The sequence below is a fragment of the Staphylococcus sp. McC-251-APC-3A2 genome, assembly GCF_009695665.1.
Classification (GTDB): Bacteria; Bacillota; Bacilli; order Staphylococcales; family Staphylococcaceae; genus Staphylococcus; species Staphylococcus cohnii.
Genome location: NZ_VUNO01000001.1, coordinates 354,953 through 378,904 on the forward strand (window position 1 = coordinate 354,953; position 23,952 = coordinate 378,904).

At 31.7% G+C, this 23,952-nt stretch carries 22 protein-coding genes and 1 pseudogene; all 23 read left to right on the plus strand.

Going from position 1 to position 23,952, the window contains the following annotated elements; translation table 11 throughout:
- Positions 1-14 precede the first annotated feature (14 nt).
- Positions 15-1,193 carry a 30S ribosomal protein S1 gene (gene rpsA / locus FYJ81_RS01835; protein WP_107384499.1) on the plus strand — a complete coding sequence of 393 codons (1,179 nt, stop codon included), beginning with the start codon at positions 15-17 and terminating at the stop codon, positions 1,191-1,193.
- Between the two features lie 195 nt (positions 1,194-1,388).
- The gene (der, locus tag FYJ81_RS01840; protein ID WP_107386367.1) at positions 1,389-2,699 is read left to right on the plus strand and encodes a ribosome biogenesis GTPase Der; all 1,311 of its coding nucleotides are present in this window, start codon (positions 1,389-1,391) and stop codon (positions 2,697-2,699) included.
- 16 nt (positions 2,700-2,715) lie between these two features.
- The gene (locus FYJ81_RS01845; RefSeq protein ID WP_107384498.1) at positions 2,716-3,714 is read left to right on the plus strand and encodes an NAD(P)H-dependent glycerol-3-phosphate dehydrogenase; all 999 of its coding nucleotides are present in this window, start codon (positions 2,716-2,718) and stop codon (positions 3,712-3,714) included.
- Between the two features lie 169 nt (positions 3,715-3,883).
- Positions 3,884-4,156 carry an HU family DNA-binding protein gene (locus tag FYJ81_RS01850; RefSeq protein ID WP_019468914.1) on the plus strand — a complete coding sequence of 91 codons (273 nt, stop codon included), beginning with the start codon at positions 3,884-3,886 and terminating at the stop codon, positions 4,154-4,156.
- A gap of 296 nt (positions 4,157-4,452) precedes the next feature.
- Positions 4,453-5,010 carry a heptaprenyl pyrophosphate synthase subunit A gene (locus FYJ81_RS01855; RefSeq protein WP_107384497.1) on the plus strand — a complete coding sequence of 186 codons (558 nt, stop codon included), beginning with the start codon at positions 4,453-4,455 and terminating at the stop codon, positions 5,008-5,010.
- Between the two features lie 17 nt (positions 5,011-5,027).
- Entirely contained in the window at positions 5,028-5,729 is a 702-nt protein-coding gene (locus FYJ81_RS01860) for a demethylmenaquinone methyltransferase (protein WP_107384503.1), read from the plus strand.
- 25 nt (positions 5,730-5,754) lie between these two features.
- Positions 5,755-6,708, plus strand: coding sequence for a polyprenyl synthetase family protein (locus FYJ81_RS01865; protein WP_181187624.1), 954 nt, complete (start codon positions 5,755-5,757; stop codon positions 6,706-6,708).
- Between the two features lie 124 nt (positions 6,709-6,832).
- Positions 6,833-7,282, plus strand: a complete 450-nt coding sequence (gene ndk, locus FYJ81_RS01870) for a nucleoside-diphosphate kinase (RefSeq protein ID WP_019468918.1) — start codon at positions 6,833-6,835, stop codon at positions 7,280-7,282.
- Between the two features lie 386 nt (positions 7,283-7,668).
- On the plus strand, positions 7,669-8,835 hold the full coding sequence (aroC, locus tag FYJ81_RS01875; RefSeq protein ID WP_154409240.1) for a chorismate synthase: 1,167 nt from the start codon (positions 7,669-7,671) through the stop codon (positions 8,833-8,835).
- Positions 8,836-8,872: 37 nt separating this feature from the next.
- On the plus strand, positions 8,873-9,940 hold the full coding sequence (aroB, locus tag FYJ81_RS01880) for a 3-dehydroquinate synthase (RefSeq protein WP_107384495.1): 1,068 nt from the start codon (positions 8,873-8,875) through the stop codon (positions 9,938-9,940).
- A gap of 9 nt (positions 9,941-9,949) precedes the next feature.
- Complete coding sequence (aroA, locus tag FYJ81_RS01885) at positions 9,950-11,248, plus strand: 3-phosphoshikimate 1-carboxyvinyltransferase (protein WP_107386369.1); 1,299 nt, start codon at positions 9,950-9,952, stop codon at positions 11,246-11,248.
- Between the two features lie 3 nt (positions 11,249-11,251).
- Complete coding sequence (locus tag FYJ81_RS01890) at positions 11,252-12,499, plus strand: tetratricopeptide repeat protein (RefSeq protein WP_107384493.1); 1,248 nt, start codon at positions 11,252-11,254, stop codon at positions 12,497-12,499.
- A 21-nt stretch (positions 12,500-12,520) separates the two neighbouring features.
- Positions 12,521-13,083 (plus strand): annotated as a pseudogene (locus FYJ81_RS01895) (YpiB family protein).
- A 4-nt stretch (positions 13,084-13,087) separates the two neighbouring features.
- The gene (locus FYJ81_RS01900; protein ID WP_107386371.1) at positions 13,088-13,690 is read left to right on the plus strand and encodes a DUF1405 domain-containing protein; all 603 of its coding nucleotides are present in this window, start codon (positions 13,088-13,090) and stop codon (positions 13,688-13,690) included.
- A 37-nt stretch (positions 13,691-13,727) separates the two neighbouring features.
- Positions 13,728-14,423 (plus strand): zinc metallopeptidase, encoded by a 696-nt coding sequence (locus FYJ81_RS01905; protein ID WP_046208235.1) that lies wholly within the window; start codon positions 13,728-13,730, stop codon positions 14,421-14,423.
- A 331-nt stretch (positions 14,424-14,754) separates the two neighbouring features.
- Positions 14,755-15,072, plus strand: coding sequence for a nucleotide pyrophosphohydrolase (locus FYJ81_RS01910; RefSeq protein WP_019468926.1), 318 nt, complete (start codon positions 14,755-14,757; stop codon positions 15,070-15,072).
- Positions 15,073-15,104: 32 nt separating this feature from the next.
- Complete coding sequence (bshA, locus tag FYJ81_RS01915) at positions 15,105-16,253, plus strand: N-acetyl-alpha-D-glucosaminyl L-malate synthase BshA (RefSeq protein WP_107384491.1); 1,149 nt, start codon at positions 15,105-15,107, stop codon at positions 16,251-16,253.
- Positions 16,246-17,454, plus strand: coding sequence for a CCA tRNA nucleotidyltransferase (locus tag FYJ81_RS01920; protein ID WP_154409241.1), 1,209 nt, complete (start codon positions 16,246-16,248; stop codon positions 17,452-17,454). Before bshA ends, FYJ81_RS01920 begins: the two co-directional genes overlap by 8 nt.
- Positions 17,438-18,409, plus strand: coding sequence for a biotin--[acetyl-CoA-carboxylase] ligase (locus FYJ81_RS01925; RefSeq protein WP_107386665.1), 972 nt, complete (start codon positions 17,438-17,440; stop codon positions 18,407-18,409). Before FYJ81_RS01920 ends, FYJ81_RS01925 begins: the two co-directional genes overlap by 17 nt.
- 24 nt (positions 18,410-18,433) lie before the next feature.
- Positions 18,434-21,133 (plus strand): helicase C-terminal domain-containing protein, encoded by a 2,700-nt coding sequence (locus FYJ81_RS01930; RefSeq protein ID WP_154409242.1) that lies wholly within the window; start codon positions 18,434-18,436, stop codon positions 21,131-21,133.
- A gap of 94 nt (positions 21,134-21,227) precedes the next feature.
- A complete protein-coding gene (gene asnS, locus FYJ81_RS01935) occupies positions 21,228-22,520 on the plus strand; it encodes an asparagine--tRNA ligase (protein WP_107386302.1) in 1,293 nt (430 codons plus the stop codon).
- 87 nt (positions 22,521-22,607) lie between these two features.
- Positions 22,608-23,300 carry a DnaD domain-containing protein gene (locus FYJ81_RS01940; RefSeq protein ID WP_394859696.1) on the plus strand — a complete coding sequence of 231 codons (693 nt, stop codon included), beginning with the start codon at positions 22,608-22,610 and terminating at the stop codon, positions 23,298-23,300.
- On the plus strand, positions 23,290-23,949 hold the full coding sequence (nth, locus tag FYJ81_RS01945) for an endonuclease III (protein WP_107385079.1): 660 nt from the start codon (positions 23,290-23,292) through the stop codon (positions 23,947-23,949). Before FYJ81_RS01940 ends, nth begins: the two co-directional genes overlap by 11 nt.
- Positions 23,950-23,952 lie beyond the last annotated feature (3 nt).

Here is a 23,952-nt window from a genome sequence, read left to right on the forward strand (position 1 = left end):
AGGAGGCAGACAAGATGACTGAAGAATTCAATGAATCAATGATTAACGAAATTAAAGAAGGGGATAAAGTTACTGGTGAAATTCAAGAGATTGAAGAAAAACAAGTAATTGTACATGTTAACGGTGGTAAATTTAACGGTATTATCCCTATAAGTCAACTTTCAACACATCATATTGATAATCCGAGTGATGCTGTTAAAGTTGGTGACGAAATCGGTGCATATGTTACAAAAGTGGAATATGACGAAGAAAATGAGACAGGTACTTATATCTTATCTAAACGTCAATTAGAAACTGAAAAGTCATATGAATTTTTACAAGAAAAATTAGATAATGATGAAATTATCGAAGCCAAAGTCACTGAAGTTGTAAAAGGTGGTTTGGTAGTAGATGTTGGTCAAAGAGGGTTTGTACCAGCTTCATTAATTTCAACCGATTTCATCGAAGATTTCTCTCATTTTGAAGGTCAAGTTCTAAAATTAAAAGTTGAAGAACTAGATCCAGCAAATAATCGCGTCATTCTTAGTCGTAAAGCTGTAGAAGCATTAGAAAATGCGGAGAAAAAAGATGACTTACTAAATAATCTTAATGAAGGCGATGTAATAGAAGGTAAAGTTGCACGCTTAACAAACTTCGGAGCGTTTATCGATATTGGTGGCGTAGATGGACTTGTACATGTTTCTGAATTATCACATGAACATGTTAAATCACCAGAAGATGTTGTCTCAATTGGTGATCAAGTAAAAGTGAAGGTAAAATCTGTTGATAAAGATTCTGAACGTATTTCATTATCAATTAAAGATACGTTACCAAGCCCATTCGAATCATTAAAAGGAGAAGTCAATGAAGGCGATGTAATAGAAGGTAAAGTTGTCAGACTTACAAATTTTGGTGCTTTTGTTGAAATCAAACCTGGAGTTCAAGGTTTAGTTCATATTTCAGAAATCAGTCATTCACACATCGGTACACCTGGTGAAGTGTTAGAACCAGGGCAAGTTGTCAGTGTTAAAATACTCAGTGTCGATATTGATAATGAACGTATTTCACTTTCTATTAAAGCAACATTATCTGACGAAAACGTTGCTGAAAGTGATAATGAAACAACGCAATCGTATTTAGATAATAATGAAGATGAAGACAATCCAACACTTGGTGATGTTTTCGGAGATAAACTTAAAGATATTAAGTTTTAATAGTTATCATAAGACCAAATCTAAATCTTGTCCTATATTATGTTAGGGCAAGATTTATTTTTTTAGTGTCCATATCAATCAATTAAGTAATTGTATTTAATGGAAATCATTTAAATGGTTTCATTAATAATTTCTTTTGAAATACTTATCCCGTATGATAGAATTATAGAGATTAAAAAAGAGAGGAAGTTAGTTATGACTAAACCTATAGTTGCTATTGTAGGAAGACCGAATGTTGGAAAGTCTACAATTTTTAACAGAGTCGTAGGTGAACGTGTCTCTATTGTTGAAGATACACCAGGTGTGACTCGTGACAGAATTTATTCATCAGGCGAATGGTTAACTCATGATTTCAATATCATTGATACTGGAGGTATTGAAATAGGTGAAGCGCCATTCCAAACACAGATAAGAGCACAAGCAGAAATTGCCATAGATGAAGCTGATGTCATTATTTTTATGGTAAATGTTAGAGAAGGCTTAACACAAAGTGATGAAATGGTAGCTCAAATGCTATATAAATCTAAAAAACCCGTTGTATTAGCTGTGAATAAAGTTGATAATCCTGAAATGCGTAATGAAATTTATGATTTTTATTCACTAGGTTTCGGAGATCCTTATCCTATTTCAGGTTCACATGGTTTGGGATTAGGTGATTTATTAGATGAAGTAGTTAAAAACTTCAAAGAAGAAGAACCAGACCCATATGACGAAGATACAATTCGTTTATCAATCATTGGTCGCCCTAATGTTGGGAAGTCAAGTTTAGTTAATGCCATATTAGGTGAAAATCGTGTTATCGTATCAAATGTTGCTGGGACAACTAGAGATGCTATTGATACTGAATATAGCTATGATGATCAAGATTACGTCCTTATTGATACTGCTGGTATGCGAAAAAAAGGTAAAGTATATGAAAATACAGAAAAGTACTCAGTTTTACGAGCACTTAAAGCGATAGAACGATCACACGTTGTTTTAGTAGTAATTGATGCAGAACAAGGCATTATAGAACAAGATAAGCGTGTCGCTGGGTATGCGCATGAAGAAGGAAAAGCGATTGTTATAGTTGTCAATAAATGGGATGCTGTAGATAAAGAAACAAACACAATGAAGAAATTTAAAGACGAAGTGCGTAAAGAATTTCAATTCTTAGATTACGCACAAATCGCATTTGTTTCAGCTAAAGAACAGAAAAGATTATCTACACTATTCCCATATATTCTAGAAGCTAGTGAAAATCATAAAAAACGTGTTCAAAGTTCAACATTAAATGAAGTTATCACAGATGCAATTTCTATGAATCCTACACCAACAGATAAAGGACGTCGATTAAACGTATTTTATGCTACACAAGTTGCAATAGAGCCTCCTACATTTGTTGTATTTGTAAATGACGTAGAATTAATGCATTTTTCTTATAAACGTTATCTTGAAAATCAAATAAGAGCTGCCTTTGGATTTGAAGGTACACCTGTACACATCATATCTAGAAGAAGAAATTAATAAATGGAGGGGTTACATGTCTAATATAACTGTCTTTGGTACGGGGAGTTTTGGTACGGCATTAGCAAATGTCTTAGCTGAAAATGGACACCAAGTATTAATGTGGGGAAAAAATGAAACGACTGTTAAAGAAATAAATGAATTACATTCAAACACAAAATATCTTAAAAATGCACAACTTGAGTTATCAATTAACGCAACTACTGATATAAATAAAGCAATAACACATTCAGATGTATATCTCATGGCTTTACCTACTAAAGCGATGAGAGAAGTTGCAAGTGAAATAGATTCACATTTATCATCGAAAAAAACCTTTATCCATGTTGCTAAAGGAATAGAAAACGACACTTATAAACGTGTTTCTGAAATGTTAGAAGACTCAATCAGCCCTGAACATAATGCAGGTATTGGTGTATTATCAGGGCCAAGTCATGCTGAAGAAGTTGTCATCAAACAACCAACTACAGTGGCTGCTTCTTCTAAATCAACAGAGGTGAGTAAGCTAGCTCAAGATTTATTTATGAACGATTATTTAAGAGTTTATACTAATGACGATCTAGTTGGCGTAGAATTGGGTGGTGCTTTGAAAAATATTATAGCTGTTGCAAGCGGTGTGATTTCAGGAATGGGTTTCGGAGACAATGCTAAAGCGGCATTAATGACTAGAGGTTTAGCTGAAATAAGTAGACTTGGCGAAAAATTAGGTGCAGATCCACTCACATTTTTAGGTTTGGGTGGTATTGGCGATTTAATTGTAACTTGTACCTCTACACATTCTAGAAATTATACACTTGGTTATAAATTAGGTGAGGGTAAATCCTTAGACAAAGCATTGGAAGAAATGAATATGGTTGTTGAAGGTGTATACACGACAAAATCAGTTTATAATTTAGCAAAAGAACACAATATTGATATGCCAATTACAACTGCATTATACAAAGTTTTATTTGAAAACCAACCTGTCGATGAAAGCGTAAAAGATTTAATGGAACGTGGCAAAAAAGCTGAATAAGATAGAAGTATTACACTTTTTAGCAAATATATAACAATTTGATATTAAAATCCTATTAATTCAACGTTTTTTACACATAAATCATTGCAGTTGCAGTATTCGTTGTGTTAAAGTCATACCATAATGATATTAAGTTATCATTATAAACCCTAGGGGAGGTGAATTCATAATGAACAAAACAGATTTAATCAATGCTGTTGCTGAACAAGCTGACTTAACTAAAAAAGAAGCTGGTTTAGCTGTAGATGCAGTATTCGAATCAATTCAAACATCACTTTCTAAAGGTGAAAAAGTACAATTAATTGGATTCGGTAATTTCGAAGTACGTGAACGTGCTGCTCGTAAAGGACGTAATCCACAAACTGGTAAAGAAATTGATATCCCTGCAAGCAAAGTACCGGCGTTCAAAGCTGGTAAAGCTTTAAAAGATGCAGTTAAATAATTCTTTACTTACAAGTGAAGCCCTTGTTACAGGGGCTTTTTTCTTTTGGTAAAAACTTTTAAACGCAAATAAAAATAGATTGTAAACTATGTCTCTTAATATGGTATCATTCGATATGATGATATGATATTAAGAGCTTTTTAAAATAATTAACAAAACATAATTCATTTCTTTGAATAATTTTTATTATTCACAAAATACATAAAACGTATATATTTATCAGTTTGAAAACCGTTGATTTTAATTTTCCTTATATAATGTTAATATGTATATTGATAATAACGTGAGGTGTGAACATGGAAACGACATTAAGTATTTTTGAAAAACAAATTACCCAACGCTTGAAAGGTATACATCATTATGACGCTATTTATATAAATGAAGTATTAGCAAAAATCCTTGATTCTTATGATATACCTGAAGATGCTAAATTAGCTTGCCTCACTATAGATACTGCCATGCGTCATTTAGATGAGGTTTCCAAAAATTTATCCTCTAAGAAAGCCATATTAATTGGTGATTTACTAAGCGCTCACTTTTATACATTATTAGCGAAGTTACATGATCCAATTTTTCAAAAGCAAATTAGTTCAGCGATTGTTGAAATTAACGAAATGAAATCTTCAATCCATAATGGAGTGATTCCAAGAGAAAAAATTGGACATTATATTTTAATGATAGAAAATAAATTTCCACTTATAACAATCAATCGATACGTACCAAATATAGAAACAGTAAATATAAACCAAAAATTATTAGCAAACATATTAGAAAATCATCCTTCGTATTTAAAGAAATATTCAAAAGATGAATTAACTACATTTTTAGATGAAATTAAATCAGAAATTTATTAAAAAAGAGGTAATCAATGATGACAGATAATAAAGCAAAAAAAGAACAAGTCCATAACGTTTTTCAAAATATTTCTGGAAAGTATGATCGCTTAAATAACATCATTAGCTTTGAACAACATAAAACATGGAGAAAACGTGTAATGAAAGAAATGAATGTCAAAGACGGTAGCAAAGCATTAGATGTTTGTTGTGGCACGGCCGATTGGACCATTTCTTTAAGCAAGGCAGTCGGTCCTTCTGGTGAAGTGATAGGTGTAGATTTTAGCGAGAACATGCTTGAAGAAGGGAAAAAGAAGACAACGGATATGCAAAACATCCAACTTATTCATGGTGATGCAATGAATTTACCGTTTGAAGATAATGAATTTGATTATGTCACAATCGGCTTTGGTTTGCGTAATGTACCTGATTATCTAGCAACACTTAAGGAACTTAATAGAGTATTAAAGCCTGGTGGTATGGTTGTTTGTTTAGAAACAAGCCAACCAACTGCACCAATATTCAAACAGTGTTATAAATTATATTTTAAATTTATTATGCCTATATTCGGTAAAATATTTGCGAAATCAAAAGATGAATATGAATGGTTACAACAATCCACTTTTGATTTTCCAGATAAAGAAAAATTGAAACGTTTATTTTCACAAGCAGGATTTAGTAATATAAAGGTACGTAGCTTCACTGGTGGCGTTGCAGCGATGCACCTAGGCTATAAATAAAATGAAACAACCAAAGGTGATGACTGTGTCAAAGTTAAATATGAATAATGAAATTAAAATAATTGAAAAACGATTAGAAGAAGCATTAATAAGTAAAGATCAAATTTTAGAAGATGCTTCTTATCATTTGTTTTCATCAGGTGGTAAACGTGTAAGACCTGCCTTTGTAATCTTAAGTAGTCAATTTGGTGAAGAAATGAATGAAGATGTATATCGTGTAGCTGTTGCACTTGAATTAATACATATGGCTACTTTAGTACATGATGATGTCATTGATAAAAGTGATAAACGTCGCGGTAGCTTAACTATTGCTAAAAAATGGGATCAGGATACTGCGATTCTTACAGGTAATTTTCTATTAGCAGTCGGTTTAGAATATATTTCAAATATAGAAGATAATCGAGTACATAAAGTGATATCTAGTGCTATTGTTGAAGTATGTATGGGTGAATTGTACCAATTTCAAGATCAATTTAATGCAAATCAAACAATTACAAATTATTTAAGAAGAATCAATCGCAAAACAGCCTTGCTCATACAATTATCAACAGAAGTTGGCGCAATTGCTTCACACGCCGATACCAAAACAGTTCGTAATTTAAAAATGATTGGACATTATATTGGGATGAGTTTTCAAATCGTAGATGATATTCTAGATTTTACTAGTTCTGAAAAAAAATTAGGAAAACCTGTAGGCAGTGATTTAATGAATGGTCACTTAACTTTACCAGTATTGTTAGAAATGCGTAAAAATCCTGAGTTCAAATCAAAAATCGAACAACTTGGCCCTAACAGTGATCAATCATTATTTGATGAATGTATTCAAACAATTAAACATTCTGATGTCATAAACCAATCGCAAGCAATCAGTGATAGATATTTAGATAAAGCCTTACATCTTATTGATCAGCTAGAAAGAGATGAAGCAAAACCTATATTTAAAAAAATTATTAAAAAAGTAGGAAAAAGAAACGGATAATTGTGTGAAAAGCATTGAAAGCGCTTAAATTAACTGTTAATATTATAATGTGCTTTAAGACATTATAATATTTTGTTTTATATTTTTATAAAACTTACATCATTAACAGGGGGATAAACACACAATGGAAAGAACATTTTTAATGATTAAACCGGACGCGGTTCAACGTAACTTGATAGGTGAAATCGTTTCACGTATTGAACGTAAAGGACTAAAACTTGTAGGTGCTAAACTAATGACGGTACCAAAATCGCTTGCAGAAGAACATTACGCTGAACATACAGATAAACCATTCTATGGTAATTTAATAGATTTTATTACTTCTGCACCGGTATTTGCAATGGTTGTAGAAGGTGAAGATGCTGTACATATTGCACGTCACATTATTGGAGCAACAAACCCATCAGAAGCTACACCTGGTACAATTAGAGGAGACTTTGGTTTGACTGTAGGCAGAAACATTATTCATGGTTCAGATTCAGTAGAATCTGCTAATAAAGAAATCAAGCTTTGGTTTAACGCAGAAGAATTAAGTGATTTCACAGAATCACGTGAAGCTTGGTTATATGAATAATTGTCTTTGAATTGACAAACCAATGCAAATAAGATGACATGCGTTATTAACTTTTAATACTTTCAACAATATAGATAAAAAGCTGATAGTTAAAAACACGATTCTTGGTCGTGTGATTATAATCAAAACACTTTCGTTGAATTCATAATAATATGAATTGATACGAAAGTGTTTTTTCTATGGATAAAAGTTGCAATTGCATTCTATAGTGAAGTCGTTTAATATCTTAAGTTATTACTAAAATTTAGCCAGATGTTATAGTTGAATGTAGGTAAATCTTATAAAGTTTAGTTATTTGAAATTTTTCTGTTAATTTGAACAAATGAATATGATAAGATAAGGAACATATAATCATTTAAAGTACTAAAGAACGGAGTGGGTAAATAATGAGATATTTAACTTCAGGAGAATCACATGGTCCACAGCTAACAGTAATTATTGAAGGTGTGCCAGCAAATTTAGAAATTAATGTTGCCGATATAAATGAAGAAATGTTTAAGCGTCAAGGTGGATATGGTAGAGGTAGACGCATGCAAATTGAAAAGGATAGTGTTGAAATTGTGTCTGGTGTGCGAAACGGGTATACACTTGGTAGTCCAATCACGCTTATTGTCACAAATGATGATTTTAAACATTGGAGAAAAATTATGGGTGCTGACCCTATTAGCGATGAAGATCAAGAAAACATGAAACGTGTGATTATAAAACCACGTCCTGGACATGCAGATTTAATCGGTGGTATGAAATATAATCATAGAGACTTAAGAAATGTATTAGAACGTTCTTCAGCTAGAGAAACTGCCGCGCGAGTAGCTGTTGGCGCTGTATCTAAAATATTACTTAAGCAACTCGATATTCATTTTTATAGTAGAGTTATGGAAATTGGTGGTATTAAAGATGATTTAGAGTATGATCTTGAAACGATTAAATCTAATATTGATAAAAATGATGTCCGTGTTATTAATGATGACATCGCTCAACAAATGAGAGATAAAATTGATGATGCTAAAAAGGCAGGAGATACTATTGGTGGTGTTGTGCAAACTGTTATTGAAGGTGTGCCAATTGGTATCGGCAGTTATGTCCATTACGACCGTAAATTAGATGGTAGAATTGCTCAAGGTGTCGTAAGTATCAATGCCTTTAAAGGTGTGAGTTTTGGAGAAGGATTTAAAGCAGCTGAAAAACCTGGTAGTGAAATACAGGACGAAATACTATATGATACAACCAATGGTTATTACAGAGGATCAAATCATTTAGGTGGATTTGAAGGTGGTATGTCTAATGGTATGCCTATTGTCGTCAATGGAGTTATGAAACCAATTCCAACACTATATAAACCTTTAAACTCAGTAGACATTAACACTAAAGAATCATTTAAAGCTTCTGTTGAACGTTCTGATAGTTGTGCTGTTCCAGCTGCAAGTGTTGTAGTAGAAAATGTTGTTGCATTTGAACTTGCAAAAGCACTATTAGAAGAATTCCAATGTAATCATATCGATCAATTAAAATCACAAATTGAAGAACGTCGCTTGTTGAATATAGAATACTAAGTTTTATTAAAATTTTAAGATTAGCCAGGTGATATCTATGAAATTACAAACTACGTATGAGACAAATAATTATCCCATCATCATAGAACATAACGCATTAAAGGATCTGCGTCATTATATTGAAAATTATAAAGATATTGTACTTGTCGTTGATACCGAAATCGCAAACAAATGGGATGACACATTAGAATTTATTACATCTGAATACGATGCACACAAGCTGATGGTTCCATCAGGTGAAACCACAAAATCTCTAGCTTATTATGCCGAAAGTATAGAAACATTATTGAGTAAAAATTTGACCAGAAATACGTGTATCATTGCAGTAGGAGGGGGAGCCACAGGTGATTTCGCTGGATTTTTAGCTTCTACCTTATTAAGAGGCGTTGATTTTATTCAGGTGCCTACGACGATATTAGCGCACGATTCTAGTGTTGGTGGTAAAGTGGGTATCAATTCGAAACACGGTAAGAATTTGATTGGTGCATTTTATAGACCAAATGCTGTTATCTATGATTTGAATTTTCTTTCAACACTCCCTTATACAGAAGTATTGAGTGGTTATGCTGAAGTATATAAACACGCATTATTAAATAGTGCGAACGCAGTACGAGATATTGAAGCGCATTTTTATGATAAAGCTACGTTAGCTTCCTTAAATGAAATGGAATATTATCTTTTTAAGGGCATAGAGACTAAGTTAAATATCATTGTAAAAGATGAAAAAGAATCTAACGTTCGTAAATTTTTAAACTTAGGACATACTTTTGGTCACGCCGTTGAATATGCATTTAAAATTCCACATGGTCATGCAGTAATGATTGGCATCCTATTCCAATTTATTGTGTCAAATCATATTTTAAATCAAAATTTTGATATTTCACATTACATCAATTATTTAAATTCTCTAGATTATCCATTAAATATCATCAATACCTTCGATTTTGATCCACTTTATGAATTGATGTTAAGAGATAAGAAAAATGATCAGCAAGGGGTGCAGATGGTTTTATTAGAAGGATTAGGTAACCCTGTGGTTAAACATGTTGATAAATCCATATTATTAGAGAGCTTTAATGCATTACAAACATATATTAAAAAGTAGGTGGCATATTTGGTTATTAGTAAAACAATTGATATAAAAGGTCCTCTGATTGGAGATATAGAAGTTCCTGGAGATAAATCAATGACGCATAGAGCTATTATTCTGAGCTCATTAGCATCTGGTAAATCAACGATATATAAACCATTACTTGGTGAAGATTGTATTCGTACAGTTGAAATTTTCCGTCTGCTAGGTGTGGAAATAGATATATTAGAAGATAAAATAGAAATTAATTCACCTGGATATAAATTTTTCCAAACACCACATCAAGTACTCTATACTGGTAATTCTGGAACAACTACACGCTTAGTTGCTGGATTATTGTGTGGCCTTGGTATTGAAACAGTGTTATCTGGTGATGCTTCAATTGGAAAAAGACCTATGGATCGAATTATGAAACCCTTGACCTTAATGAATGCAGATATTTCAGGTGTAAATAATAATTATACACCTTTATTAATCAAACCTGCTCAAATTAAAGGCATAACATACCAAATGGAAGTCGCAAGTGCTCAAGTTAAAAGTGCAATTTTATTTGCAAGCTTATTTGCAAACGAAAAAACGACTATTTCTGAAATCGGTATTACGCGTAATCATACAGAAACGATGTTTGAACATTATCAAATTCCAATCACTACCAATGATAAAATGATTGAATTACCTGAAAATAGTATCAAACATATTACTGCCACTGATTTTCATGTACCTGGCGACATTTCTTCTGCTGCATATTTCATTGTTGCTGGCTTGATAACACCAGGCAGTGATATTACAATTCACAATGTTGGCGTAAATCCAACACGTTCAGGTATTATTGATATCGTGACACAAATGGGTGGAAATATAACTTTATTCAATCAAACTAATGGTTCAGAACCTACCGCTTCAATACGTGTACAGTATACGCCAAACATGAAACCTATCCATATCGAAGGTGAGTTAGTACCTAGAGCAATTGATGAGTTACCAGTTATTGCATTACTTTGTACTCAAGCAAATGGCACAAGTATTATAAAAGAAGCGGAAGAATTAAAGGTCAAAGAAACAAATCGTATTGATACTACAGCAAACATGTTGAATTTATTAGGCTTTACATTGCAACCAACAAGTGATGGCATGATTATACATCCATCAAGATTGGAACAAACTGCCACAGTGGATAGTTTTACTGATCACCGTATTGGAATGATGCTTGCTGTAACTTCTTTATTAACTGATGATACATTAACGATTGATCAATTTGATGCAGTCAATGTTTCCTTCCCAGGTTTTTTAGCTAAATTTAAACAATTAGAAAAAGAGGGATAAAGTATGGAAGATATCTATAAACTTATAGATGATATCAACTTACAAAAACTAGACAACTTAGATACACGTGTAAATGACGCGTTAAGTTCTCCAAAAGATGATGCACTCTTTATACTTGGTGAAACACTATATAATTATGGATTAATGCCGCAAGGTCTTGAGGTATTTCGTACACTTTATCATAAATATCCAGATGAAAGTGAACTGTTAATTTATTTTATTGAAGGGCTGATCGCGGAAGACCAAACGGATGAAGCATTAGAATATTTAAGTACTGTTGAACTTTCTACGGAACGTTTGATGTTAGAAGCAGATTTGTACCAACAATTAAATATGCTAGAAGTAGCTATTGATAAATTAGTAGAAGCTATTGATATTGAACCCAATGACCCAATCATCCATTTCGCATTGGCAGAATTACTTTATTTTGATGGACAATATTTACGTGCTTCATCGGAATATGAAACGGTACTAGAAACGGGAGAATATCAGGTCAATAATGTTAATTTATTCTCACGTTTAGCTGATTGTAGCTTGCAAAGTGGAAATTATAGCGATGCAATCATGATGTTCGATGAAATCAGTGAAGATGAAATGGATTCAGAAAGTTACTTCAAAAAAGCGATTGCTTATGAAAAAAATGATTTAACACAAGAAGCTATCAAATTAGTACAAACATTATTATCAAAAGATCCGGATTTCCTACAAGGCTACTTTTATCTACAACAATTGTATGAAAACGAGCATAATCACGCAGATGCCATTGAAATTGGTAAAGAAGGATTGAGATTGAGTCAATTTTATAAAGAATTAATGGTATCAACAGGAAGTATTCAAATCGAACACGGAGATGCTAATGAAGGTGTTCAATTACTACTACAAGCATTAGATGTAGACAATGCTTATCAGGAACCACTATTAATCTTAAGTGATTTCTATAGACAAGAAGAAGATTACGAGTCAATTATTGGCTTACTACAATATGCAGATGAAGAAGATTTGGATCCAGTATTTATGTGGCACTTAGCACATGCATTAGGTCAAGAAGAGCGAGATAAAGAAGCTCAACATTTCTTTGAATTAGCTTATCCAACTATGAGAACGCAATCAGCATTTTTAAGTGATTATTATTTCTATTTAGTTGAAATTGGTTATATAGAACAAGCTCAACAAATCTTAAAACAATTACTGGAAATAGATCCATCTAATGAAACATGGCATGATGAAGCTGAGAGATTGCAATCATTCTAAAAAGTAAGGAAGGTGAGTACATTGACTGATACCTTACAACAAGTAAAAGCAAGTTTTATAGAATACGTATTATTCCATTATCGTTTTAAATCTCGAATTAGTGTATGGGTATTAAATTTGATAAAATCCTCACCTGAATTATTACAAAAAATATACTTTGTAGATGAGCAAATTCCTAGTCATAATACTTTAGAAATTGCTGCAGTGAATACAGACAATATCGCCATAAAACTTAAAGTGCAGAATCAACAATATATTAACAATGAAAAAAAATATTTGACTATATCGCAAATCAAAACATCTATTTTGATATCAAATTATATTTAAATAATGAAGGTTCAAGAGATACAAGATTAGATGAATTATTGTTAACACAATTACTTCACTCTCCTTATTATGCTATATATATTCAAGATATTTATGGCTTGCCATTATCAAAACAAAGTGAATCATCTATTATCAAATATTTACAAGACAATATTGACTTAAGTTTACAATTACAAGATAAAGCTTTATTTTATCAATTATCTCAAATCCTTAATACATTTAAGTTGAGGAATCTTAATACATTATCGAAGGATTGACTATATGAACATTTATTCGCTTTGGCAACTTATCATTTATAATAAAGGGATGCTCTATTTCTTATTAATATGTAATTTATTAGGAACGATTTATGGGTATATTTGGTATGGTTCACAAATGAGTATTACTCCATGGTATTTTATACCTTTTGTACCTGATAGTCCGACTGCATCATTATTTTTATGTATTGCTATACTAGGGTTAATTGTTAACCAGAACATACCAATCATTGAAGCACTTGCTTTTGTCACATTAATCAAATTTGGTGTATGGGCTGTAATTATGAATATTATCCTATTTATCCAATACGACATGATTACAGTTATAGGTTGTATGCTGATACTTTCCCACGGCATTATGGCCATTGAAGCTTTTATATTTTATCCAAGATTTAAAGTGACTATGCTTTCGTTTTTCGTAGCGATGATATGGGTGTTCCACAATGACATTATCGATTATGTATTCATGCAATATCCTTTTTATGATTTTATTGAAAGTCACATTGGGGCAATTGCATACTTAGCATTTTGGTTAAGTGTCATACCTTTAGTTTTATATTTAAGTTTAACTCTATTTAAAAAAGATAAAATATTTGACCATTATTAACGTCCACAGTAAAATGTTTATAAAGGAGTGAGGATTTTTGTCTTTTATTTATATGATTATATACTTTGTTATCTTAATGGTTCTGCCTCTATGGGCACAACACAAGGTTAAATCTAACTATGAAAAGTATTCTCAAGTAAGATCAACTAGTGGAAAAACAGGGCGTGAAGTAGCGCTTGAAATACTCCATTCAAATGGAATTTATGATGTAGACGTTGTCGAAGGTAAAGGATTTCTAACAGATCACTACGATCCTAGTAAAAAAGTACTTGTCTTATCTCCAGCGAACTTCAATAGACCTTCTGTAGCTGGAACAGCAATAGCTGCCCATGAAGTAGGTCATGCTATCCAGCATGCTCAGGGTTACTTCTTCTTAAGGTTTAGAACATCATTAGTACCTTTAGCAAATATTGGTAGTTCTTTAGGTTACATGGCAGTTTTTGCTGGTATTGTTTTAACTAGTTTACAGAGTACATTGGGTTCAACTGCACTTTGGATTGGCATTGCATTAATGTCATTTGCAGTACTTTTCTCAATTGTTACCTTACCAGTCGAATTTGATGCCAGCAGTAGAGCAATGAAACAAATCAAAAGTTTAGATATTGTTAATGAAAAAGAATATCGACATGCGAAAAAAGTATTATCTGCTGCTGCAATGACTTACGTTGCATCAACTGCTGTAGCATTAGCAGAACTTGCACGTTTCATTTTAATCGCTAGATCAAGTGAATAATTTGGTCATACACATGTGACAGAAGTCTAATTGGTTTCAAATGATTTCTTCGTCTTAAAATGGCAAGAATGACAATATTAGCATAAGAGGTTGAGACAATAAATTTGTCCAGCCTCTTTTTTATGCTTGCAATAATTATCCTTCAATATAAATATTTATCATGCTCATTTTTCGTAAGATTCATTATTACTGTGCTTTATGTGTTTTATATTATCATTATTTTCAATGCTTACTTAACATTGAATAGCGTATAAAGGTTGCAGGAATAATGCATGAATCATAGAATTAGTCTATACTATAAAAGAAACTGTAAGAATGAGAGGCGTTTATCATGAAATCAATGAAAGATATGCAAATCGAAGTAGATGACTATATAAATCAATTTAAAACAGGCTACTTTTCACCTCTAGCAAATCTCGCAAGATTATCAGAAGAAGTGGGAGAATTATCAAGAGAAATTAACCACTTTTATGGTGAAAAAAAGAAAAAAGATAGTGAAGCAGCAAACACAGTAAAAGCAGAACTTGGAGATAATTTATTTGTGTTACTATGTATTGCTAATTCTTTAGATATAGACATGACGGAAAGCTTTAACGAAACGATGGATAAATTTAATACACGTGATAAAAATCGTTTTGAAAGAAAATAGATTGACATTGTTTAAGAAAGGATGTGCCACCTATGAAAATAGGAATTACATGTTACCCGTCTATGGGTGGTTCTGGTATTATCGCTACTGAATTGGGTATCAAGTTAGCAGAAAGAGGACATGATATCCATTTTATAACATCAAATATCCCCTTTAGGATTAGAAAACCATTACCAAATATTACATTTCATCAAGTTGAAGTGAATCAATATGCTGTATTCCAATATGCACCTTATGATATCACCTTAAGTACAAAGATCGCTGAAGTAATCAATGAGTATGACTTAGATCTATTACATATGCATTATGCGGTACCACATGCTGTTTGTGGCATCCTAGCAAAACACATGTCAGGTAAAGATATTAAAATAATGACCACTTTACATGGCACTGATATTACTGTATTGGGATATGACCATTCATTAAAAAATGCGATTAAATTTGGTATAGAAGGTAGTGATGTAGTAACAAGCGTTAGTAAATCACTAGCCGAACAAACAACTGATATTATTGAAACTGATAAAGCTATTATTCCAATATATAATTTCGTTAGAGAAAATGAATTTCCTACAAAACATTCAACGCCGACTGAATCCGATATCAAATTAAAGGCTTGTTACGGGATAAAACCTGAAGAAAAAGTGGTTATTCACGTTTCTAATTTTAGAGCCGTTAAACGTATTGATACAGTCATTGAAACTTTCGCAAAGATACACCAACAATTGCCATCAAAACTTATTTTATTAGGTGATGGTCCTCAATTAATGGATATGAAAACAAAAGCACGTGAATTAAATATTGAAGATTCCGTACTATTTTTAGGTAAACAAAATTGGGTAAGTGAATTTTATCAAATATCAGATATAGTATTATTATTAAGTGAAAAGGAAAGCTTTGGTCTCACATTACTAGAAGCAATGAAATCAGGTGTACTTCCAGTTGGCTCAACTGCTGGAGGTATCAAGGAAGTAATTAAACATAATGAAACAGGTTTTCTTGTAGATGTTGGAGATAGTGAGAAAGCTAGTACGTATGCCTTACAATTGTTGACAGATAATCAGCTTTATAAAAAAATGCAGCAGCAAATGTTGAATGACGTTGCTGAACGTTTTTCTTCAGATTTAATTGCTGATCAATATGAATATTATTATAAAAAAATGTTAGAGGGTAATCATGACTAAAACATTATTCGAACAAGCAAAACCTATATTAAAAACTTTACAAACTAACCAGCACCAAGCATATTTTGTTGGGGGATCTGTCAGAGATTATCTAATGCATAAAACAATACACGATATCGATATTACTACGAGTGCGACACCTGATGAAGTAGAAGCTATTTTTGAAAAGACAATTCCTATAGGTAGAGAACATGGTACAATCAATGTTGTTTATAACGGGGAACATTATGAAGTAACGACTTTTCGTGCAGAAGGTGATTATGATGATCATCGTAGACCTAACGAAGTATTTTTTGTGCGTGAATTATATGAGGATGTTAAAAGACGTGATTTTACAATGAATGCAATAGCCATGGACGCTGATTTTCATATTCATGACTATTTTAATGGGCAACAAGATATAAAAAATCGCATAATCAGAACTGTAGGAAATGCACAAGAACGTTTTAATGAGGATGCATTAAGAATCATCCGAGGGTTACGTTTTCAATCACAATTAGGATTCTCACTAGAAAATGAAACTTTTTACGGTATGCAATCACACATCAATGATATTGAACATTTATCAATTGAACGTATAGTGGTTGAGTTAAAGAAACTTACTTCTGGTAAATATGTAGCCAATAGTTTTGAAAACTTACAGCGTTTGAATGCATTTAATTACATTCCTTTTTTTAAACATTATAATCTAAATAATTTTATTTTGGATGAAGCCATTCCGTTCACTTTATTAGTAGCATTATTGAAAGTACAGCAACCTTCAATAAATGGCAATCTTAATGATTTGAAAATCAGTAATAATGACAAAAAATATATAAGCAAGTTAGAAAAGCTACTCAATCAATTACCCAATATTAAATCAAAATCAGACTTTAAAATACTTATTTATGATTATGGTGAGCAAGATATACAATCCATATTAAATTATATGGATTTACACATAAAAAACCATTTACCATCTTTTTCACCACTCATTATAAATACACAGTCTGTAAAAGAAGTATCCAAACAACTACCAATTCAATCGAGAAAAGATATTGATATTAATGGTAAAGATATCCTTGAAGTAGTCAATAAACAAAGCGGTCCTTGGCTAAAAACAATATTGAGAGAAAATGAGATTGCGATTATCGATGGAGATGTTCAAAATATTAAATCAGAACTCATTAGGTGGGTGAATTCACATGTCGAAATACAGTAAAGATGTTATTCAAATCTTATATACAAATCAAGATGAATATATTTCTGGTCAATTTATCGCTGAACATCTTGCAATTTCTCGAACAGCAGTCAAAAAAGTCATCGATCAACTAAAGCAAGAAGGATGCGAAATTGAATCAATTAACCATAAAGGACATCGCTTAATTGAACTACCTGATAAATGGTATAGTGGGATTGTAGAACCTTTAATCGATGAGCAAAAAATGTTTGATCATGTTGAGGTAATAGCACAAATAGATTCCACACAGTTACTCGCTAAGCAGAAATTAGTTGGCAATACAGATACTTTTTTAATTTTAAGTGATGAACAAACGAAAGGAAAAGGCCGTTTCAATAGACCTTGGGATTCTTCACGTGGCAAAGGGTTGTGGATGTCTATTGTGCTACGACCAAAAGTTCCATTTGAAATGATAACGAAATTTAATTTGTTTATGGCATTGGGTATCAGAGATACAATGCAACAATTTAGTAATGAAAGCGTAACTATAAAATGGCCAAATGATATTTATATTGATGGAAAAAAAGCTTGCGGCTTTTTGACTGAAATGGTGGCTAATAGTGATGGTATAGAAGCGGTTATATGTGGTATTGGCATAAACATGAATCACTTAGCCGAAGACTTTCAAGGTGAGTTACAATTAAAAGCTACGAGCTTGAGAATACATGCTAACCAAAAAATACATCGTTATCATTTTTTAGAGCAATTGATAAATCATATTGAAAGACGTTATCACCAATTTTTAAACCAGCCATTTTCTACTATACGAAACGAATATATTGAAGCTTCAAATATTTGGAATAGATCCCTAAAATTCACTGAAAATGCGCAACAATTTCAAGGTGAAGCTGTAGATATTGATGAGGATGGCTATTTAATCGTCATTGATGACCAACAGATACAACACAAACTTATGAGTGCAGATATAGAACTTTAAATTATAAGAAAAGGAGGAATGAAAATGACACAACCTTGTTACGCTGTTGTTGATTTAGAAACGACGGGTAATCAATTAGATTATGATGAAATTATTCAAATTGGTATTACTTTCGTTCGTGATAATAAAATAATTGGCACCTATCACTCTATGGTGAAAACAGATTTAGAAATTCCTCCTTTTATTCAAGCATTAACCTCAATTGAAGAAGAAATGCTAAATCAATCACCATATTTTCATGAAATTGCTGACGATATCTATAAGCAACTAGAAGGTTGCATCTTTGTAGCACATAACGTGACCTTTGACTTAAATTTTATAAAAAAATCGTTTAAAAATTGCAATATCAAATATAAGCCCAAAAAGGTATTAGATACATTAGAGCTGTTTAAAGTAGCTTTCCCAACAGATAAAAGTTACCAATTAAGTGAATTAGCAGAATCGCATGGAATCATATTAAATAATGCTCACCGTGCTGATGAAGATGCTGCAACGACGGCACAACTCATGATACTTGCTTTTAATAAATTTGAAGCGCTCCATTTAGACACTTTAAAGCAACTATATTATTTAAGTAAAAATTTAAAGTATGATTTACATGATATTCTTTTTGAAATGGCTCGAAACCATGATCATGAACCTCTAAATGAAGATTTCGATCAGTTTGAACAGATTATTTATAAAAAACAAAAAGATTTTAAAGCACCTACTGCAAATTTTGATGGAACCTTAAAAGATCTATATACAGATATTACTGAAAAATTAAATTTAACATATAGACCACAACAATTATATTTAGCTGAAATTATATTAGAACAATTGATGCATAGTGAAAAAGCCATGATTGAAGCACCGTTAGGAAGTGGCAAATCATTTTCTTATTTATTAGCATCATTAATGTATAATATTCAAACAGGGAAACATGTAATGATTTCTACAAATACAAAATTATTACAAAGCCAATTGTTGGAAAAAGATATACCTGCTCTAAAATCAGCTTTAAATTTTAAAATAAATGCTTCATTAATCAAAAGTAAAAGAGACTATATTTCTTTAGGATTAATCAGTCAAATTTTGAAAGATGAGTCTAATAATTACGAAGTAAGCATTTTAAAAATGCAGTTATTAATTTGGATTACAGAAACGCATACTGGAGATATTCAGGAGTTAGATTTAAAAGGCGGACAGAAAATGTATTACGAACAAAAGTTAGAAACTTATGTTCCAGTGCGTAATGACATTAATTATTTTAACTTTATTAAACGTAACGCAAAAAATATTCAAATCGGTATTACTAATCATGCACATTTAATTCATGCTTCACATGATAATACAATCTATCAATTATTTGATGATTGTATTATTGACGAAGCACATAGATTACCTGACTATGCTTTAAATCAAGTTACGAATGAGTTAAGTTATTCTGATGTTAAGTATCAATTAGGACTGATCGGTAAAACTGAAAACGAAAAATTGCTTGCAGCAATCGACTATTTAGAACAACAACGTATACTTGAAAAGTTAGATATACCACCAATCGATGTTTTTGGCCTTAAAACAAATATCAATGAAATACATGATTTAAATGAACAATTGTTTAGTACTATGTTTAATAGCATCCAACAATCAGAAATACATGATGATGAAGTGCATAAAGTTCATTTTGTATATCATTTCGATGTAACGCCGATTTTGAATGATTTGCATGCCGTTATTCATAAATTAAACATGACTTTAGAATTCTTTAATGGCATGAGCCATAAAACGATTAAAACAGTAAGAAAACAATTACTTTATAACAATGATAAATTTAGGGCAATTGAAACTAGTTTGAAAAATAATCATATTAGTTATTTGTCTATTAAAAATATTAATCAAAAATCCACAATAAAATTAAATGTCAAAGATTATGATGTGAAAGAAATACTAACAAAACAAGTGTTAGATAAATTTAATGCGCTAACATTCATTTCAGGTACTTTAACCTTTAATCATTCATTTGAAAATTTCAAGCAGTGGTTTAATAAGGACATCGTTTTTAATACTTATGAACTTGATACTACTGCAGTATCTTCAAATCAGACAACAGTATTTATACCAAATGATATTGCTTCATATAATTATAAAAATATTGATGATTATGTGAGCTCTATTGTCAATTATGTTATAGAATATACAACAGTCGTTGAATCAAAATGTTTAATTCTTTTCACTAGTTATAAGATGATGCATATGGTACAAGAACTCTTGAATGAATTATCTGAATTTGAAGATTATGTAATACTCACGCAACAACAAAACCAAAACTATAAAATCGTTCAGCAATTCAACAGTTTTTCTAAAGCCATATTATTAGGGACTGGAACATTTTTTGAAGGGTTTGATTTTCAATCAAATGGTATCAAATGCGTGATGATCACAAAACTACCATTCATGAATCATAATAATACTAAATATTGGCTAATGGAATCTGAATTCACTTCCACATTCAAAGATTTTGTATTACCAGATGCTGTTACGCGTTTCAGACAGGGGTTAGGTAGACTTATTCGAAATGAACAAGATAAAGGCATAATTGTATCCTTTGATGATCGTTTAATTAAAAGTAATTACAAACAATTCTTTGAACAATCACTAGAAAGTTATCGCCAAAAAAAAGGTGATATAAAACAATTTTCAAGCTTACTTAAAAAAATAAAAAAAGAGACAATACATCATTAAAAGTTAACACGCGCAACTAGAACTTGTATCTTGATTTTGTTAAAATGTATAAGGATTAATAAAAGAAGACTACAAAAATATTAGGAGTTTGGTTATGAAAACAACGATAAAAGAAGCAAAACATTACATTAACCAAGAAGTAACGATAGGTGCTTGGTTAACGAATAAACGTTCAAGTGGTAAAATTGCATTCTTGCAGTTAAGAGATGGTACTGGTTTTATGCAAGGTGTCGTAGTAAAAGCTGATGTAGATGAAGAGACTTTTCAATTAGCTAAGGATATTACACAAGAAACTTCATTATATATTACTGGCGTTATCTCAGAAGATAATCGTTCTGACTTAGGTTATGAAATGCAAGTAAAATCTATTGAAATCATCGCAGAAGCACATGATTACCCAATCACACCAAAAAACCATGGTACAGAATTCTTAATGGATCACCGTCACCTTTGGTTACGTTCAAAAAAACAACATGCAGTTATGAAAATAAGAAACGAAATTATTCGTGCAACTTATGAATTCTTTAATAATACTGGGTTTACTAAAATAGATCCACCTATTTTAACAGCTAGTGCACCAGAAGGCACAAGTGAACTATTCCATACTAAATATTTTGATCAAGATGCCTTTTTATCTCAAAGTGGTCAACTCTATTTAGAAGCAGCTGCAATGGCTCACGGTAAAGTATTTTCATTTGGACCGACATTCCGTGCAGAAAAATCTAAAACACGCCGCCATTTAATTGAATTTTGGATGATAGAAGCTGAAAAAGCATTTTGCGATCATAACGAAAGTTTAGAAATTCAAGAGCAATATGTAACTCATGTTGTTAAATCAGTACTAGAAAATTGCAAATTAGAATTAAATATTTTAGAACGTGATACTGAAAAGCTTGAAAAAGTTGCAACTCCTTTCCCACGTATCACATATGATGATGCAGTTGAATTCTTGAAAGAACAAGGTTTTGATGACATTGAATGGGGAGAAGACTTTGGTGCACCCCATGAAACTGCAATTGCAAATCATTATGATTTACCTGTATTTATTACAAATTATCCAACAAAAATCAAACCATTCTATATGCAACCAAATCCTGATAATGAGGATACTGTGTTGTGTGCAGATTTAATTGCACCTGAAGGATATGGTGAAATAATTGGTGGTTCTGAACGTATTAATGACCTTGCATTATTAGAACAACGTATCAATGAATTTGAATTAGATGCTGAAAGTTATAGTTACTATTTAGATTTACGCCGTTATGGCAGTGTACCTCATAGTGGGTTCGGATTAGGACTTGAAAGAACAGTTGCATGGTTATCAGGTGTAGAACATGTTCGTGAAACTGCACCATTCCCTCGTTTATTAAATCGTCTATATCCATAATCTTATCAATACAAGTAACTACCGAAGCTACGTCCAGTCTATTTTATGGCTGGACTTTTTTATAATATTTATACAAGATAAGGAGGGATGTATTTGAATATAGATATGCTAAAGACTAGACCAGTTGTAATTCACAAAGAATTACTAGAACACTATAATGAATTAGGTATCAATGAACGTGAATTAGTTATTTTGATAAAATTGATTCATGCATCGGAAATGACCAATAAACAACCATCTATTGAATCTTTACAAAAAGGAACTTCACTAGATTCCAGGGAAATTACTGCCATTATACAAAATCTTATTCAACGTGATTTATTAGAATTAAACGTTAATAAAGATGAAGAAGGCAAATTCACTGAATATATGAATCTCGATCCGTTTTATTATAAACTAAATGATATTATGCAACACGTTAATGATAATAATGATCAAAAACAAACTGAACTTGAATTCAACAAGCTTTTTCAACAAATTGAACAAGCTTTTGGTAGACCGTTATCACCATATGAAATTGAGACATTAAACCAATGGTTAGATGTAGATAAACACGACTTAAGTGTGATTCAAGCAGCTTTAGATGAGGCAGAAAGCCAAAACAAAATGAGTTTTAAATATATTGATAGAATTCTATTAAATTGGAAAAAAAATAATGTGAAAACCATTGAAGATTCCAAAAAAATAAGCCGACAGTTTAACCAACCTAAAATGAAACACACAGTAAAAAAAGTGCCTAAATTTGATTGGCTAAATGAGGAGAATCAAGATGATAAGTAATAAAAAATCTTTAGAAATGATTGACGTCATTGCTAATATGTTCCCAAACGCTGAATGCGAACTTGTACATGATAATCCATTTGAACTAACAATTGCGGTGTTATTATCAGCACAAACTACAGATATTTCTGTTAATAAACTCACTAAAAATCTTTTTAAAAAATATAAAACACCTGAAGATTATCTAAATGTAGATATCTCAGAATTAGAAAATGATCTTCGTACTATTGGCTTATATAGAAATAAAGCTAAAAATATCCAAAAATTATGTGCATCATTACTAAATAAATTTGATGGCGTCATTCCTCAAACACATGCAGAGCTTGAAAGTCTAGCTGGAGTGGGGCGTAAAACAGCAAATGTAGTGATGAGTGTTGCTTTTAATGAACCTTCGCTTGCAGTAGATACTCATGTAGAACGTGTAGCTAAACGTTTAGGTATTTGTAGGTGGAAAGATAATGTTAGACAAGTTGAAGATAAATTATGCAAAGTAGTACCTAGAGAACGTTGGAATAAAACGCATCATCAACTTATTTTCTTCGGACGCTATCACTGTTTAGCACGTAGCCCTAAATGTGATATTTGCCCCTTATTTAATGAATGTAGAGAAGGGCAAAAAAGATATAAAGCCAGTTTGAAAGAAGTGTGACAC